At 57.1% G+C, this 15840-nt stretch carries 16 protein-coding genes; 7 read left to right on the forward strand and 9 right to left on the reverse strand.

The window, feature by feature from the left end:
• Positions 1-44 precede the first annotated feature (44 nt).
• A complete protein-coding gene (locus tag ABDK75_RS09215) occupies positions 45-1349 on the forward strand; it encodes an Hsp70 family protein (RefSeq protein WP_346005656.1) in 1305 nt (434 codons plus the stop codon).
• A 4-nt stretch (positions 1350-1353) separates the two neighbouring features.
• Here the strand turns inward: ABDK75_RS09215 and ABDK75_RS09220 are convergent, their stop codons facing one another.
• From ABDK75_RS09220 to ABDK75_RS09245, 6 genes are all read right to left on the reverse strand, one after another.
• Positions 1354-2799, reverse strand: coding sequence for a glycoside hydrolase family 32 protein (locus ABDK75_RS09220; protein WP_346005657.1), 1446 nt, complete (start codon positions 2797-2799; stop codon positions 1354-1356).
• A gap of 81 nt (positions 2800-2880) precedes the next feature.
• Entirely contained in the window at positions 2881-3705 is an 825-nt protein-coding gene (locus ABDK75_RS09225) for a hypothetical protein (RefSeq protein ID WP_346005658.1), read from the reverse strand.
• Positions 3702-4655, reverse strand: a complete 954-nt coding sequence (locus tag ABDK75_RS09230; RefSeq protein WP_264648385.1) for an MlaD family protein — start codon at positions 4653-4655, stop codon at positions 3702-3704. Before ABDK75_RS09230 ends, ABDK75_RS09225 begins: the two co-directional genes overlap by 4 nt.
• Positions 4655-5383, reverse strand: a complete 729-nt coding sequence (locus ABDK75_RS09235; protein WP_064274077.1) for a hypothetical protein — start codon at positions 5381-5383, stop codon at positions 4655-4657. The genes ABDK75_RS09230 and ABDK75_RS09235 overlap by 1 nt, the downstream gene beginning before the upstream one ends.
• 1 nt (position 5384) lies before the next feature.
• Positions 5385-6200: an ABC transporter permease gene (locus ABDK75_RS09240; RefSeq protein WP_046899556.1), complete on the reverse strand. Its 816-nt coding sequence runs from the start codon at positions 6198-6200 to the stop codon at positions 5385-5387.
• Positions 6197-8515: an adenylate/guanylate cyclase domain-containing protein gene (locus tag ABDK75_RS09245; protein ID WP_346005659.1), complete on the reverse strand. Its 2319-nt coding sequence runs from the start codon at positions 8513-8515 to the stop codon at positions 6197-6199. The genes ABDK75_RS09240 and ABDK75_RS09245 overlap by 4 nt, the downstream gene beginning before the upstream one ends.
• A gap of 278 nt (positions 8516-8793) precedes the next feature.
• Here ABDK75_RS09245 and ABDK75_RS09250 point away from each other — a divergent pair, with 278 nt between their 5' ends.
• Both ABDK75_RS09250 and hisI read left to right on the forward strand, forming a co-directional pair.
• Complete coding sequence (locus ABDK75_RS09250) at positions 8794-9603, forward strand: folate-binding protein (RefSeq protein WP_346005660.1); 810 nt, start codon at positions 8794-8796, stop codon at positions 9601-9603.
• Positions 9600-10010 (forward strand): phosphoribosyl-AMP cyclohydrolase, encoded by a 411-nt coding sequence (gene hisI / locus ABDK75_RS09255; protein WP_046899559.1) that lies wholly within the window; start codon positions 9600-9602, stop codon positions 10008-10010. The genes ABDK75_RS09250 and hisI overlap by 4 nt, the downstream gene beginning before the upstream one ends.
• Here hisI and ABDK75_RS09260 read toward each other — a convergent pair.
• Genes ABDK75_RS09260 through ABDK75_RS09270 form a run of 3 tightly spaced genes read right to left on the reverse strand, consistent with a single transcriptional unit; the run spans position 10004 to position 12743 of the window.
• Positions 10004-10780: a ribonuclease T2 family protein gene (locus tag ABDK75_RS09260; RefSeq protein WP_346005661.1), complete on the reverse strand. Its 777-nt coding sequence runs from the start codon at positions 10778-10780 to the stop codon at positions 10004-10006. The two genes, hisI and ABDK75_RS09260, sit on opposite strands and share 7 nt — an antisense overlap.
• A complete protein-coding gene (fghA, locus tag ABDK75_RS09265; RefSeq protein WP_346005662.1) occupies positions 10777-11625 on the reverse strand; it encodes an S-formylglutathione hydrolase in 849 nt (282 codons plus the stop codon). The genes ABDK75_RS09260 and fghA overlap by 4 nt, the downstream gene beginning before the upstream one ends.
• Positions 11626-11627: 2 nt before the next feature.
• A complete protein-coding gene (locus ABDK75_RS09270; RefSeq protein WP_064274070.1) occupies positions 11628-12743 on the reverse strand; it encodes an S-(hydroxymethyl)glutathione dehydrogenase/class III alcohol dehydrogenase in 1116 nt (371 codons plus the stop codon).
• 234 nt (positions 12744-12977) lie between these two features.
• On the opposite strand from ABDK75_RS09270, the gene ABDK75_RS09275 reads away from it, so the two are divergent.
• From ABDK75_RS09275 to ABDK75_RS09290, 4 genes are all read left to right on the forward strand, one after another.
• Positions 12978-13853 carry a bestrophin family ion channel gene (locus tag ABDK75_RS09275; protein WP_346005663.1) on the forward strand — a complete coding sequence of 292 codons (876 nt, stop codon included), beginning with the start codon at positions 12978-12980 and terminating at the stop codon, positions 13851-13853.
• 53 nt (positions 13854-13906) lie between these two features.
• Complete coding sequence (locus ABDK75_RS09280) at positions 13907-14494, forward strand: CarD family transcriptional regulator (protein ID WP_046899564.1); 588 nt, start codon at positions 13907-13909, stop codon at positions 14492-14494.
• A gap of 157 nt (positions 14495-14651) precedes the next feature.
• Positions 14652-15452, forward strand: a complete 801-nt coding sequence (locus ABDK75_RS09285) for an SDR family NAD(P)-dependent oxidoreductase (RefSeq protein WP_064274068.1) — start codon at positions 14652-14654, stop codon at positions 15450-15452.
• 3 nt (positions 15453-15455) lie between these two features.
• Positions 15456-15836 (forward strand): response regulator, encoded by a 381-nt coding sequence (locus tag ABDK75_RS09290; protein ID WP_099210234.1) that lies wholly within the window; start codon positions 15456-15458, stop codon positions 15834-15836.
• Positions 15837-15840: the final 4 nt, after the last annotated feature.

Genomic DNA, 15840 nt, shown 5'->3' on the forward strand with positions numbered 1-15840 from the left:
CCTAAACCCTCGCCCTTCGCGAATTCGGGACGGGACCAGCCAAAATGACGACGCAACCTCTTAAAGCGCCAAAAATTCGCGTCGGCATCGACTTTGGAACGACCAACAGTGTCGTCGTCATCGCAGATGAGCAGGGCAACACGCAGCCTGCCATCTTCAACTTCATTGACAGCCCGTCTTCCGAAACCTGCCGCACCCTGCTCTGTCTCTGGATGGATCAGGAGGGCAATCGACGCGTTCTTCAGGACGCTATCGGGCTTGATGCCATCGAGGCTTATCTGGATGATCCGGCAGAAAGCCGCCTCATCATGTCCATGAAGACCTATCTGGCTCAGGGCTCGTTCCGCGAGACACGTGTTTTTGCCTCGACAATGACGCTTCAGAACCTGATCGCCCGGTTCCTGCGCTCCCTGATGGACAAAGCCGGCATTACACCAGAGCAGGTCAGCACGACGATCGGCCGGCCCGTGCGCTTTGCTGGTGAACTGGCCGACGACGATCTGGGTGTGAAGCGCCTGAAGGAAAGCTTTGTCGAGGCAGGTTTCGCTGAGCCAAACGTCGTACTTGAGCCCGAAGGGGCTGGCTGGCGCTTCATGCAGCGACTGGACGCACCAGCAACCGTGCTGGTGGGAGACTTCGGCGGCGGCACAAGCGATTTCTCTGTCATGCGCTTTGACCCCCATGGCACACCGCGCACCGTCACACTGGGTCATTCCGGTGTGGGGATCGCGGGAGACCAGTTTGACTTCCGTATTATCGACAATGTCATCGCACCCGCACTCGGTCGGGACACGACATATCGGGTGATGGGTGGGCAGCCTCTTCCCGTCCCTATTGAATGGTATGCGAGCCTCGGGCGTTGGCATCGCCTGTCCCTGATGCGCACCCCTCAAACCCTTCGCAGCATTGCAGACGTCGCAAAGACGGCCTCCGATCCGCAGAAGCTGCGAAATCTTCTGCGTCTGATTGAAGATCAGGAAGGCCAGAACCTGTATCGGGCGATTGGTCAGGCCAAAAGCGATCTCTCACGGCACGACACCACGGTCCTAAAATTCAGCCACCGGGACCTGAAAATCGAGCAGACCATCACGCGTGCAGATTTCGAAAGCTGGATCAAACCCGATCTGGAAAAACTCGCAGCAGCCATCGACGATGCTCTGAACGTTACAGGCCTCGGCATTGACGATATCGATCATGTCTTCCTCACCGGCGGCACATCTTTTGTTCCGGCTGTTCGGAAGTTATTCACGGATCGCTTTGGTGAAAGCCGGGTCGATGGCGGATCAGAATTCGTCTCTGTCGCTGAAGGTCTGGCCCTGATCGAAGTGGAAGCAAGAGCCTCGGCCTGAATGTTCAGGCCGGGCTACTGGTCAGGCGATCTGGAGAAATGGGGCTCATCGCGCGGGCAGAGACAACGGCCTCACGGAACGTTCCTTCCAAAGACAACTTGAAGGCCGCATCCGTCTTTCCATAGGCCCTGGTCGTGAGACAGACACCTGAAGAGGTAAAAATTTCCACGACCGAACCATCTACGAAAATATCCAGCATATTGCGGGCGGCCAATGGTAAGGGTGCGGAATCTCCATTGGCCATCAATTCTTTTCCGGGCCGGTATGGATCGTAATCAAGCTCCAGAAATGGCCCCTGCCCTCCAAATGTCAGGCGCCCCGCCTCGGTTCCGATAAAGGTCAGACGCATTCGGCCGTTCGGTCCATTGGGAGCGGCCCAGGACGAGGACGTGAGCTGGCGGAAATGCGGGCCTTCCAACGCAGTCAGATTGGGATGGGGCGCAAGACGCAGAGCGGCATCCCCGTCAGCCGTAAGAACCCGCGGTAAAGACATGACACCACTCCAGCCCGCTTCCATGGCCCCATGACTGCGCTCAGGCTTTTCAGGAACCCAACCCCAGAGAACACGCCGCCCGTGCTCATCCAACATGGTCCGTCCGGCGTAGAACGAGCCATATCCAAGCGGCTGAATAATGCGCGGATGAAATGCGCCTTCGCTGTAAATGCCTGAAGCATAATAAACAGTGCTGCCCAGCGAGTAGATCAGAACCCAGGTATCGCCGAGCGCAAAAAAGTCCGGGCATTCCATGGCATCGTCGTAAGCGCCAGCCTGATGCGTGGGGCCATAGAAAAGAGCGCGATAGGTCCAGTCTTTTAGATTTTCGCTATCGTATTTCAGAATGACGCCACCCGGACCAAACTCGGATTGCCGAACGTTGGCGCCCAGCAGCATGTGCCACCCCTCGTGATCCTTCCAGACGAGCGGATCGCGAAATCCATCAACATGCAGTCCCGGCGGGGGCTCAGACAAAACCGGGACGGAGTTCTGCTTCCAGTGCATCATCTGGAGATCAGATGTCGCCGTACACTGCACGGATGGCTCAATGCCCGTGTAAAAAGCGATCGCCTGATCTTCAACGATCACAACGCAACCACTGAAAACTCCGAGAGCATCTGGCCCCCCGGGAACAGGGCTCATCGCAACGGGTTCGTGATGCCAGTGAACGAGATCAGGGCTGGTCGCGTGGGCCCAGTGAATGTTTCCAAACGCAGCTTTGTCCGGACCCCACTGATAGAACATGTGATAGCGACCATTGACCCAGACCGGGCCGCAGGGATCGTTCATCCACCCATAAGGAGCAATCAGATGATATTGAGGGCGCAACCGATCCGCAGCCATCACAGCGGCTGACGGAAGACGATAAGGCCGCGCCTGACTCCTGTGCGTCAGCCTCAGAGCGAGCAAGGCCACTCCAGACCCAAGAACCATTCGCCTGGATGTAGGCCTCATCTTCTCTCCTTCTCGTTCCGATTTCGTTACTATCGAATGAGAGGGGCGGCTCTGGCAATGACGGAAAAATTTTTCCTTTGATCAGCGAATGGCTGCTGCAGGCGCACTCACGGCAGAGACCGTGATGGAGGCTCTCTCCACATGGCCAGTCTGCTGCACGCTTCGGCTTGAGAGTTCCTGCTGTCGTAAAGCGGCGGCGGTGTTCATGTCACCCTGTGCTTCAGCAGCTTGAGCCGCGACAAGCAGAGCACGCCGCATTCCCTCATAGTCCTGCGCATCCCGTCTCTTCTGTGTCAGGGACATGGCTTGTTCCAGCGCAAGTGCTGGCGCATGATTCAGGAGTGCCAGACGGGCCGCCAGATCCTGATGGTCCAGCATGGCAGCAGGCTCTTTTGAGGGAGCCAATAATGCTTCCATGCGGGCCAGCTGCGCTGTGTCACCCTGATCCGAAGCCCCCAGACCAGCCAGATAAGCCGCACGATTGCGAATACCCACATCAGGCGACTGAAGCGCCACGAGCGCGGACGCCTCAGAACCCGTCAGATCATGCTGCCGATAGAGCGCTGCACTTCTGACAAGTTCCAGATCACTGGTCTGACTGTACTGACGCAGCTTCAGAGCTTTTTCGGTACGATCGAGTGCTGTCAAAGCATCCGCAGGCTTGTTTTCTTCCAGCAGGGCCGTCGCAAGATTGAAGCCCGCATCATGGATCTGGGCGGCATCATCCCGGATAAGGGCACGGTCCATCGCCGCACGGTACTGACTTTCGGACTGGTCTGGATGTCCAAGCTCAAAAGCGCTCCGCCCGGTGTCCATGGCGTTTTCATAAGCCTGATCCGGATCGGGTCCTTTGGTCACAGACGAGCAACTCGCCATGGCAAGACACAGCAGAATCATACGCTTCATGGACGGACAGCCTCCGCTGGCAGACGATGACTGGGCGCTTTCTGCGCTGTACCACCCAGCAACCATAGGCCTCTGAGCTGATCTGTCAGCTTGCGGAGGCTATTGGCACTCGCTTCCGCCTGCGTGATGAGCGCAGGAAGCTGGGCTGTTGCAGCACTGGTATGGGTAATCGTTTCCTGCACCTGCGGCATGCTCTTGCGAAGGGTATCCGTGGCCGATTTGGCATTGTCCATCGTGCCATCAGCTTTCGTCATGACACCCCCAAGCTGCTTTTCGATCGGCTGAAGGCGGGCGATAACTTCTGTAAGATTTTCCAGCGCCTGATTGGCTTTCTGAAGGGTATCATCCTTCGAGAGAAGGCCGCCAACCGTGCCCTTACCAGCCCGCATGTCCGTCAGCATGTCGTTGACCTGCTTGGTAATGGCCTGAACGCTATCCATTGCAGGGACGAGCTTGTTTCTCAGGTCCGTAACCGTCTGGGTAATCACGTCTGCCGGGTTTGCCTCTACCGTTGCGTTCAGCACGGCATAGCCCCAGTCCATGTCTTCCCCACGTCCACGACCTAACTCGATATAGCTGGCGCCGGCCACCACGAAACGATGCCGGATCACCGCAGCACTATCCTGCCGGATGAAGGGCACAAACTGTGGCTCGATATAGCCCTCGGCATACATGCGGCCAGTGCTGTTCAAATCCAGATGGCGAATTTCACCGGCATGCACGCCCATGATCTCAATGTCGTCACCAATAGCCAGCCCGGCCACGCCGGTTTCCGGCAGGACAAAGTGGATCTTCTTCTCGGGTGTCAGCCACTGCTTGAGAAAGCCGGCTTCTGCCACCGCCACAGCAAAGAGGACGATGGTCACAAGGACCAGCAATCCCACCCATTCATCCGCATAGCGGTTCTGGAAAAGCGGGCGGGCAGTGTCAGGGCGGCGTACGCGAAACATCAAGACCCTCGCATCGAAAACAGTCCATCATCATACAGTCGGAGGCGAATGGTCGCATCCGCTTCATACGCTCCCCAGCCGCTGTCATTCGGGGCAAGCCAGACAACAGCACAGCCCCGGTCACGCGCATCCGTCAGCGCAGACAGAAAGGCGTTCATGAGCGGAGGATTGGCACTTCCCATCGGATTTTCCAGTAGAAGAAGTGCAGGCTCCCCCAGAAACGCACGCACGCAGTCCGCGCGGCAACGATCCAGAGGAGACAGTTTGCCCGGAGAAACGACCGGCAGACCAGGCAGACCAAACTGCATTCCCAACTGCACGGCCTGTTGCATCAACCGTTCCTCGGGCACCCGAGTATGATGCAGTTGTGGCCAGAGAATGTTCATGTGAGTGCCATACAGGTCGATCCACCCGCCATTGGCCACCATCCGCCCGATCCGCCCCCGCAAGGCCGCAGCCCGGCGTTCATCCAGATCAGACCATTCAAGCCCCATACAGCGGGCAATTCCGTCATCCAGATCTACCAGCCCGACACACATATCGGCAAAGAGGCTGGCCTGCTGCATATCCCGACATTCAATCAGGGCGCAGTCCCCCGGATTCAAACGCAGGTTATAACGGACAGAGGCCAAACCACTGCCATCAAAGCGCGGACGGGCATCCAGCAACTCCAGAATAGGATCAAGGATGTTCAGTTCAGCAGGCGGGACTGTCTTTTCGTCGGCCATATCAACCGAGCCAGACGCTGAGGACGACATTAATCGTCATGATGGACAGAATGCCACGCGCAAATCCTCGGGGCATCAGAGACGAAAGATCGTCTTCAGTCGTGGCATCCATCCCGGACAGGCATGAGCACACACCGACCGCAAAGCCACTGAAAATGAATTTGGCGGGAATGGCGAAATAGTCGACCGGGTGCATACTGCTCACCACCTGATCCAGAAACGCCCAGACCGGCATGGTGATAACACCTTCAACACGACACACCGCATAACCGACCAGCAATGCCGTCAAACTGAAGATGATGCCCAGCGTGAACCCACTGATGGTCATGGCGAGACTTCGCGGAAGCAGAAACGCCACGAACGGGTCAATCCCCATCCCTGTCAGAACGCGCATCTGACCACCCGTCGTCAGGGTACCCAGTTCCGTCAGCATCAACATCCCGGAACGCCCCAGAAGAATGACGCCAACCAGCACCGGAGCAATCTCCCGCACCATCACGGTAGACAGGATCGAGCCCGTCATCTGGGCCATCCCGGCAAAACCCAGCCAGTAAACGGCCTGCGCCACAATTCCGAACCCTGTCAGAGCGGCCGTCACCAACACACTGAGAAGACCGCCGCCTGTGGCCTGCTGAAGGGAGTGCCAGAATTCGATCCGCACAGTCCGGCGCCATGACGTCGGTGACAGACCAACACGAATAACGCCCCACGAGGCACCAATAACCATCAGGGTGAACCGCATCTGGGTCCGGGTAAAATGCCCCAGAGTGCCCAGGGCATTCTGCACGCGCGGAATACGATCGAAGCGGGTTTTCATCGCCGCCCTGCCAGAATGAAGCTGCGGGTCACACCGCTGTTGGGCAGATAGAACATGCCCCGGGCTCTGAAGAGGAAATGCTCCCGAAGCTGAAGATAGGCCTGTTCCGAAACCTGAATTGTCCCCGCATCCGGCGCGCTGGCAGCCAGAAGCTCAGCCACATTGATAGCCTCGCCCCACAGATTGAAGACGGACGGCTCCTTGCCGAGCATCGCAGCCATAACAGGCCCAACATCAATGCCCACGCGGAAGACCGGATCAATATCTACGGACGCCAGCAGCGACAGGCAGGCTTCACGGATGGAGACCGCAGCATCTGCCAGACGCAGCACGGCACCCGGATCGGGCTCCTGCGAACATCCGCCAACCAGCACCAGACGGTTACTCACCACCTGAACAGAGAACAGCCCTGTTTCCCGGGCAATGCGTTGAATATCCTCGCTGAGCGACGAGACAACTTTCATGGCGCGTTCGGCGCTGTGGCTATCCATTGCATAAGGATCAGCAAAGGAAATCACCATGACCGGCACCTGCGGGTAAATCCCGCTTGGCACCACGCCGTCCTGAACACCCGAACCCGGTGGCAGGAGGAAGCCCTCATCGTAACGCGTGTCTTTCAGCTCATGCGACACGCTCGGACGCGCCCCAGCCTGCTGGTCTCCCTGATCCAGAGCCTGAGAAAACCGTAGTGCCACGACCGACGAGACAATCGCGACAATATGCTCCATCGCGTCTGCTCTGGAGGGATCTTCCAGAACAATAACACCAACAGCCTGATGCCCACGCATAACCGGATGAAAGACGAGCGACTTGGCCTCGACGGATCGCATGATGATACGCTGGAAGTTCTGACTGCGCTCATCCTGACGCGCATCTTCAATGAAAAGGGAATGCCCTTCCATCAAGGCATCGAAAAGCTTGCTATGCTCGCGTTTCGTAATCTCGATGCCCGTACTGTGAACATCCCGCACGGGGTCAAAAGCATCCTCGCACAGCAGACGTTCTCCGTCCGGCAGCAATCGCCAGAGGCTGGCCCGACGGGAGCCGGTCCGCGCTGCCAGAGCTTCGGTCAGGATCGGGACATCATGCGACGCTTCAAACAGATCCGGGGTACTGGCAATTTCATACAAAGAGGCATTTTCCGCGCGCATCTGCTCACGACCAATTTCAAGCCGTTTGCGCAGGCGCTCAATGCGCCGCCCCTGTATGATCAACCCGAGCGCCAGCAAAGAGGCCAGCCCGACGACCAGTGCCGAAAACCAGAGGTTCTGACGACGCGCTGTAACGGCAAAGTCCGAGAAATCGTTTTCTGGCGCATTCAGCAACAGAACCCAGCGCCTGTGCACGAAGGGGAGCGTCGCGGCGATGGTCACGTAATTCTTATTGCGCGCCGTCACGAGGCCCGGCCCCGGTCCTTTGACCCTGAAAGTATTCAGAGCCCGAATGAAAACAGGCTGTGTCTTCGGATCAAGCTGCATATGGGCGGGATCGAAGGACGGCTCCGCACCATCCTCGCCCATATTATGCCCGGCGATGATCTGCCCCTTCATATCCACGATCACAGCTCGACCGCTACGGCCAACCTGAAGCTCGTTAAGAAAAGACGTCAGCCGGTTCAGGGAGATATTGGTAGCAAAAACCGCGTGGTGCCCATCCTTCATCGGGAAGGCAATGGACGCGGTGATGGTAAACTCGCGAGCCGCTAGATATGCGTATGGGTTGGTCCAGTAGAGCGCTCCGTCTCCCCGTCCAATCCTTTTGATGCCGCCCTGAAACCATGGGCGCGCCGTGACATCATATTTGTCAGCCGGATCAAATGCCGTGCCCAGATATGTGCCATTCTGGTCCACGTATGTGTGCCGATAGACCTCATGACCATTCTCGACCTGAAAATGCGTCTGCTCGTAGTCCTTGCCATGCCGTGTCACCATCCAGAACTGGCCCTGATCACTGGCCAGATAAAAGCTGTCCACCTGGGGCGTATGAGCCAGCATGGAACGGCCATAGAGCATGAACGAGTCTGGTGACGTGTCCGTCAGCGGTGAACCAAACATGTCTGGGGCGATGCTGGCGCTATCAGATGCCGGAGACAGATAATTCCGGACCTCTTCCGTCACATACTTCTGCTGGCTGCGCAGCAGGTCAGAGGAAAGCGCAATCGCGCCCTGACGGGTGGTCCGATAGTTGTGCAGACTGATCGCAATAATGGCGGCAATGACCAGCAGCACACCAACAATAGGCCCAAGAAACTGCAGAACCTTTTGCCGGCTACTGGCTGGGCTACGTGTCGGATCAACAATCTCGGCAGCTGACAAGGGCGTGTTACTCCGGAAGCACGGATAGTCTGATGGTATTTCTGACAGGCTTTGACATGCCAATATCTCCTGCCGATTAATCTACCGCAACCCATACGATACTGAACGAACGCTCGAACCAGCAGGTTTTTTGCCTGCTTCCAATAAACTTTCGTCAATTCTTGCTCTGTACAAAGAGACAGCTTAATCCGTATCGTACAAGTCCTCTTTTATTCGTCTTCAGTCGGCAGCATATCATACTGCCCCGCCTTTCATTCACGCATGCCCCGGTGCCTCCCATGATTGAACTGCTCCTCCACCGCTCTGTTCTGACTTTTTCAGGCGCTGACAGAGCGTCATTCCTGCAAGGGCTGATCACGAATGACGTTCAGTCCCTCTCACCTGGTAACGCGGTCTGGAGCGCCCTTCTGACGCCACAGGGCAGATGGCTAAGCGAGTTTTTTCTCTTCAGCGATGGCGATCGCATTCTGATGGACTGTCCATCAGAGCATTCAGAAATGCTGGTCAAAAAGCTGTCACGCTTTCGTTTGCGCGCAGACGTCAAAATTGAACTGACAGCACTGCATGTCATTGTTGGTGCCACTGAGACGATACCACCTGAAGCGCTCTGCTCCGCGCCCGACCCACGCTGCGAGAGCGCCGGGTGGCGAGCGATTGTCTCCCAGCCACCTGTCGAAACTACATCGGGCCATGACTGGCTGGACCGACGTCTCTCTTTTGGCCTTCCCGACACGGACGACTTCGAGAGTGAAAAAACGCTCGCGCTGGAAGCCAATCTGGACCTGCTGCACGGCGTGTCATGGAAAAAAGGCTGCTACATGGGGCAGGAGTTGACCGCCCGCACCCATTATCGTGGTCTTCTCCGCCGCCGCATCCTGCCAATCACGGTGAAAGACAGTACTTTTCCGGAAACAGGCGGCATTCTCACAATGGGGGACAAAGAGGTCGGTGAATTGCGCTCACGTCATGGATCTCACGCTCTGGCCCTCCTCCGGCGTGAAGCGTGGCTTTCGCCAGACCTTGCTTTTGAGGGCAAACCAGTCTCCGTTGTGTGGCCTGACTGGTTCCCTGTGGAGATGCGTTCGTGACCTATACCCCGCCTGCCCCCGCCATCGTCGATGACATCGTCAGCCAAACGAAGTTCGATGCGAATGGTCTGATTTCCGCCATCGCGCAGGACACGAAAGGCGTCATTCTCATGCTTGCGTGGATGAATGCGGATGCTCTGCGGGAAACGCTTTTGACGGGGCGTGTATGTTACTGGTCCAGGAGCCGACAGTCTCTCTGGCGCAAAGGTGAAACGTCAGGCCAGCAGCAGCATCTTATTGAAGCCCGGCTGGACTGTGACATGGATGCCGTCCTGATGATTGTGGATCAAACTGGCGTCGCCTGCCACACCGGGCGTCGCAGCTGTTTTTATCATGGCGTCACACCAGACGGGCTGCGCGACACCGCACAGCCCGAAATCAGCACCAAAGAACTATACGGTCACTGACTGACGTTAACGGGCACCGCTGCTCCCGGCAGCGGCCAACCCGGCATCATGAACGTTGCCGGGCAGTTGTCCTGCACCTGCGGGGATGAGAGATAAGCGCCATTCCCCGGGAAGACTGAAAGCTTCTTCGGGTCCAGAGTGAACCAGAACTGTGTCAGGACAACCCGACCCTCGTGGTCAGGCTCACACTGAAACTGAAGTGCTCTTTCCTCCCGAACACCCGTGAGCTGCACGAACATCGACAGCAGATCGTCTTTCTTCACCTGAAAGCCGCTATGCTGTGCGAGCCACTGGCCATAAGCTGAAGACGCAAAACGATCCCGCAGGATCATGGACGTGACGAAGAACTTGTCAGCGTCATATCCGAAACAGCGAGCATGCTTGGTATATTCATGCACATGCAGCGGGTGCTTGAGGTGTGGCACCACGCTTGCCAGTGCATTCTCAGTGGCAGGCTGAAGCTTTGGCGGCGCGTCGTCATGGTCATAAATATCGCACCCCTTCATCCACCACTGCTGCACAGGCACTGCCTGCGCTTCTAGGGCATGCGGCTCGGATGCCCAGAGCCCGTGTAGACCGATCAGATGGTTATGAGGTTGTCCCGTGAGACATCCTCCGCCCGTTGCACAAAAACCGGGCTGCCAGGTTAGGGCCAGTGTATCGTGGCTGAAATCCGCATGCGTGACGGGGGTCAAGGCTGGCCCAACAGGAGCCTGCGACGACACGCAGCCCCCTAGAACAAGCAGGGCGGCAACTATAAGACGTCTCATGCCTTCAGTCCTTTGGCGTGATAGCTCAGATGATCAGCAATGACGGTCTGAATAAACCAATAGGAATGGTCACTGTCGTCATGCCGGCGCATGTCCAGCGCTTGCCCACATTCTTTTGCGGCTTCAACAAGGGCGTCCGGACGGAGGTCAATGAGATACTGATCCTGAAGCCCCTGATCCACGAGAATTGAAGTCGGATGCTTATGCCCGCTCCGCAGCAAAAGCGTGGGGTCACATTCCTTCCACTTCGCAGGGTCTCCGCCGAAATAGGCATCAAAGGCTTTTCGCCCCCAGGGGATAACGCTGGGATGACAGATGGGCGCGAGGGCCGAGACTGTTTTCCAGAATTCCGGATGGTTTAGGGCCTGATTGAGAGCTCCCATGCCGCCCATGGAATGGCCCATAATTCCGCGTCGATTTCCATCCAGCGGAAACAGGCTTTCGGTCAGAGCGGGAAGCTCCTTCCGGATGTAGCTCTCCATCCGGTAATGGGCACTCCATGGCGCGTGCGTCGCATCCACGTAGAACCCAGCCCCGGTTCCTAAGTCATATTCATCATCTTCACCGGCTGTTCCGGTGTTCCGGGGAGACGTATCAGGCGCCACAAGCGCAATGCCGTGTTCCGCAGCGAAACGAACGGCATTGGACTTGATGAGAAAAGTCTCATGCGTACAGGTCAGACCGCCGAGAACATGAATAACCGGAACATTTTTGCCTGCCAGAGCCTCTTTGGGCAGAAAAATCCCAAAAGTTGCAGGTACGCCCAGTTCAGATGACTGATGCCTCAGAAAACGGACAGACCCGCCACAACAGGCATGCTGCCCAAGCGTCTCAACATCAGTCATGCTCAATACTCCACGACGCTGCGGATGCTCTCGCCGCGCGTCATGAGGTCAAAGCCGTGATTGATTTCGGAGAGCTTGAGTTTGTGGGTGATGAGGGAATCAATGTCGATCCGTCCATCCATGTACCAGTCCACAATCTTGGGAACATCCGTGCGGCCCCTCGCCCCACCGAAGGCTGAACCGATCCAGCGGCGACCCGTCACAAGCTGGAATGGGCGCGTGCTGATTTCCTGCCCTGCCCCGGCCACCCCGATCACGCAAGACACACCCCAGCCCCGATGAGCACTTTCCAGAGCCTGCCGCATAAGGGTGACATTCCCCACACATTCGAACGTGTAGTCTGCGCCGCCGCCGGTCATCTCAACCAGATGCCCCACCAGATCACCGTTCGGGCCCAGGTCCTTGGGATTGACGAAGTCCGTCATGCCGAACTCGCGGGCCATCTGCTCCCGGGCCGGATTGACGTCAATACCGATGATGCGTGTCGCCCCGACCATCTTGGCGCCCTGAATGACATTCAGGCCAATCCCGCCAAGCCCAAACACGGCGACAGTCGATCCCGGTTCCACCTTGGCCGTAAACATGACTGCCCCGAGCCCAGTCGTGACACCGCAACCGATGTAGCAGACCTTGTCGAACGGCGCGTCAGGACGGATTTTCGCAAGGGAAATTTCCGGCAGAACCGTAAAATTCGCGAAGGTCGAGCACCCCATATAGTGATGGATGGGCTGACCCTTGTATGAAAACCGGGATGTCCCATCCGGCATAACGCCCTTGCCCTGCGTGGAGCGGATGGACGTACACAGATTGGTCTTGCGAGACAGGCAGGACGGGCACTCACGACATTCCGGAGTGTAAAGCGGTATGACGTGGTCGCCCGGCTTCAGATGTTTGACGCCTGGCCCCACTTCCCGAACGATGCCCGCACCCTCATGCCCGAGAATGGCCGGAAAGAGGCCCTCCGGGTCCTGACCAGAAAGCGTGTACTTGTCCGTGTGACACAGACCAGTCGCCTTGATCTCGACCAGAACTTCACCCGTTTTCGGGCCTTCAAGCTGCACGGTGTCAATTTCAAGAGGCTTTCCGGCCTCAAAGGCAATCGCGGCGATGACATCCATCTGAACTGGCTCCCTGATATATGTGTACAAAGTGTCTCATGAGGGAAACGGGACGCAAGAGCCGCGTTACGCTTTACACTCTTCTCCTGCCCTGACACTTGACGCTCGAAAGGTTTCTTTTCCGGTTCGAGTGGCAAAAGAGTGCAAGAGAGTGGACATCTTTTGGTGTTGGCCGGTCACACTTTTCACGGTTAGTTTCACCGGCCATACCGTTTTCAGGCAAGGAGCACAGGCTTGATCGTCAATCGCCAACACGGGCTAGCCATTCTTTTCAGAGAGTCCTTGCCACCTCTTCTGATTCTGGCGCTCTGGGACCTCGTGGTCGTCATTCTCTTCCAGATCTATCATCAGGAGTGGATGGACCAGCCAGCGCTGCCAATTTCTCTCATGGGCTCCGCACTGGCCATTTTCCTGGGCATGCGCAACAACGCGGCCTATGCCCGGTGGTGGGAAGGACGAACCCTCTGGGGCTCCATCACGAACAACTGCCGGTCGTTTGGCCGTGAGGCTGCATCCCTGCTCGGCGGGCGGCCTGATCTGGCCAGATTGATGGCAGCCTACCCGCATGTCCTGCGCGCAGCTCTGCGTGGTGACAAGACGGGCGAGGAAGTAGATCGCCTTCTTCCGTCCGACATCCGTGAAAAAGTCTTCGCCTGCTCCAACACAGCCAACGCCCTGCTTTACGAAATTGGCTTTGGTGTGCAGCAGGAAGTGGCTCTCAAGAATATCGACGGCGCCGTCCATGGCACCGTGGACCGCATTCTGTCCGACATCGCCAATGCGCAGGGCGGTCTTGAGCGTATCCGCAATACGCCGCTCCCGGTGCAGTATTCGGTCATTCCCGAAATCGCGACGCATCTTTTCTGCATCATTTTGCCGCTTTCCGCCGTGCAGACCTTGGGGTGGATTACTCCGCTTGGTTCCAGTGTCATCGGGCTTCTGTTCCAGATGCTGGATCGCAGTGGCCGTGACCTGCAGGAACCGTTTATTGCCAGCGTTCATGCCCTCCCGATGCACACGATGGCGCGGACAATCGAGCGTGACCTGCTTCAGCCGATTGGAGAGCCTGCTCCTGGCATCATTCAGTCCAAGCACGGCGTTCAGCCCTGATTGGACATGATAGTGCAGGACAGGAGGGGGTTTTTCTGGTATCATCCGTGGCTATGAACACCTTCAAGACCCCCCCGAAGGGCGGCATGACCGACGAAATGGCTCGTGCCGCAGCCAAGTACACCGCCCGTCAAACCGACCCTGAACACGGCACTGACCCGTTCAGCGAAGGTGACTCCATCGTCTATGCCGCCCATGGCGTAGGCCGCGTGGAAAAGATTGGTATGGTCGAAGTGGCCGATACCATGATCGAGATGATCCAGATCTCGTTCCCCGGCAATCAGATGATGCTCCGCATTCCGCTTGCGAAGGCCCGTAAGGCTGGTCTCCGCAAGATCGTGACGCGGGATATCGTGGACAAGGCGATGACGGTCATCAAGGGCAAGCCGCATGTCAGCAAAGGCATGTGGGCCCGTCGTGCTGTCGCCTATCAGGAAAAGATCAACTCCGGTGATCTGATCCAGATTGCGGAAGTTCTTCGTGACCTGCGTCGTAACGTCGACAGCCTTGATGGCAGCTTCTCCGAGCGTAAGCTTTTCGAAGCTGCACAGGAGCGCTTTGTTGCGGAAGTTGCCGTTCTCGAAAATACGGACCCCGCAACGGTCCTCGAGAGCCTGACCAAGACCATGAAGGCCGCCTGAGCCTTCCAGAATTCTGTGATGTTTTCGCGTAATTACGAAAACATCACAGTTTGAAAAGCATCCTTCAGGCCGTTTCCGCGTTGGCGACACGGAAGGCCGCTCCCGGATGCCCTATCCCATCTTTAAATCACTGACGTTCAAGGAGAGGTGAGGACCTATGCCCGCCCCTTACAGCAATCGTTTCGCCGGCAAGAAAGTACTCGTTACGGGTGCGTCCCAAGGTATTGGTGAGGCAACAGCCTTACGCTTTGCAGAAGAAGGCGCTCAGGTTGCGCTGAATGGCCGCAAGGAAGACAAGCTGATTGCTGTCCGCGACAAGCTTCCAAAGGTTTCTGGCGGTGAACATCCGATCGCCACGGGTGACATCTCCAAGGAAGAAGACGTCCGCCGCCTGATGCGCGAAAGCATTGAGGCCATGGGTGGACTGGATGTGCTGGTTTGCAATGCAGGCTATCAGATCCCTTCCCCGTCCGAAGACATCAAGCTGGAAGACTTTGAAGGCGTGATGGCCGTCAATGTGACGGGTGTGATGCTGCCCTGCCGCGAAGCCATCAAGTACTGGCTCGAAAACGGCATTCAGGGCGCGATCATCGTGAACTCCTCTGTGCACCAGATCATCCCGAAGCCTCATTATCTCGGTTATTCCGCCTCCAAGGGCGCCGTAGGCAACATCGTCCGCACGCTGGCTCTGGAATATGCAAGCCGAGGCATCCGCGTGAATGCAGTCGCACCAGGTGCAATCGTGACGCCGATCAACATGTCCTGGATCAACGATCCAGAGCAGTACAAGAACGTGGCTGACCACATTCCGATGAAGCGCCCGGGCGAAGGACGTGAGATCGCGGATGCCGTCACATTCCTGGCCGCCGAAGACAGCACCTACATCACGGGTCAAACCCTCTTTGTTGATGGCGGCCTGACGTTGTATGGTGACTTTGAAAAGAACTGGTCCTCGTAATTTATGACATCTTCCCTCACTGTTCTCATCATTGAAGATGATTTTCTGATCCGGACCTGTCTTGTGGAGTTTCTGCAAGACAGTGGGATTACAGTGAGGGAAGCCAGTAACTGCGCGGAAGCCATTGCCTGTATTTCCGCTGAACGCAGCCTTGATGCTCTCGTGGCAGATATGTCTCTTCCTGATGGCGACGGCATGAGCCTCAGCCATCAGGCCAGAGAAAAATGGCCTGATCTCCCCGTGATTTACATTAGTGGTCATGGGGACCTTCGGCGGGATGAAGCCTCTGACAATCCGGCTCTGGCCCGCTTTATCTCCAAGCCTTATTCGCTTGCAGCCATTCTGAAAGCACTTCGGGAGATGGCTGAACCTGTTTCAGGATAACACT

The organism is Gluconobacter sp. OJA (assembly GCF_039638325.1).
GTDB lineage: Bacteria > Pseudomonadota > Alphaproteobacteria > Acetobacterales > Acetobacteraceae > Gluconobacter > Gluconobacter cerinus.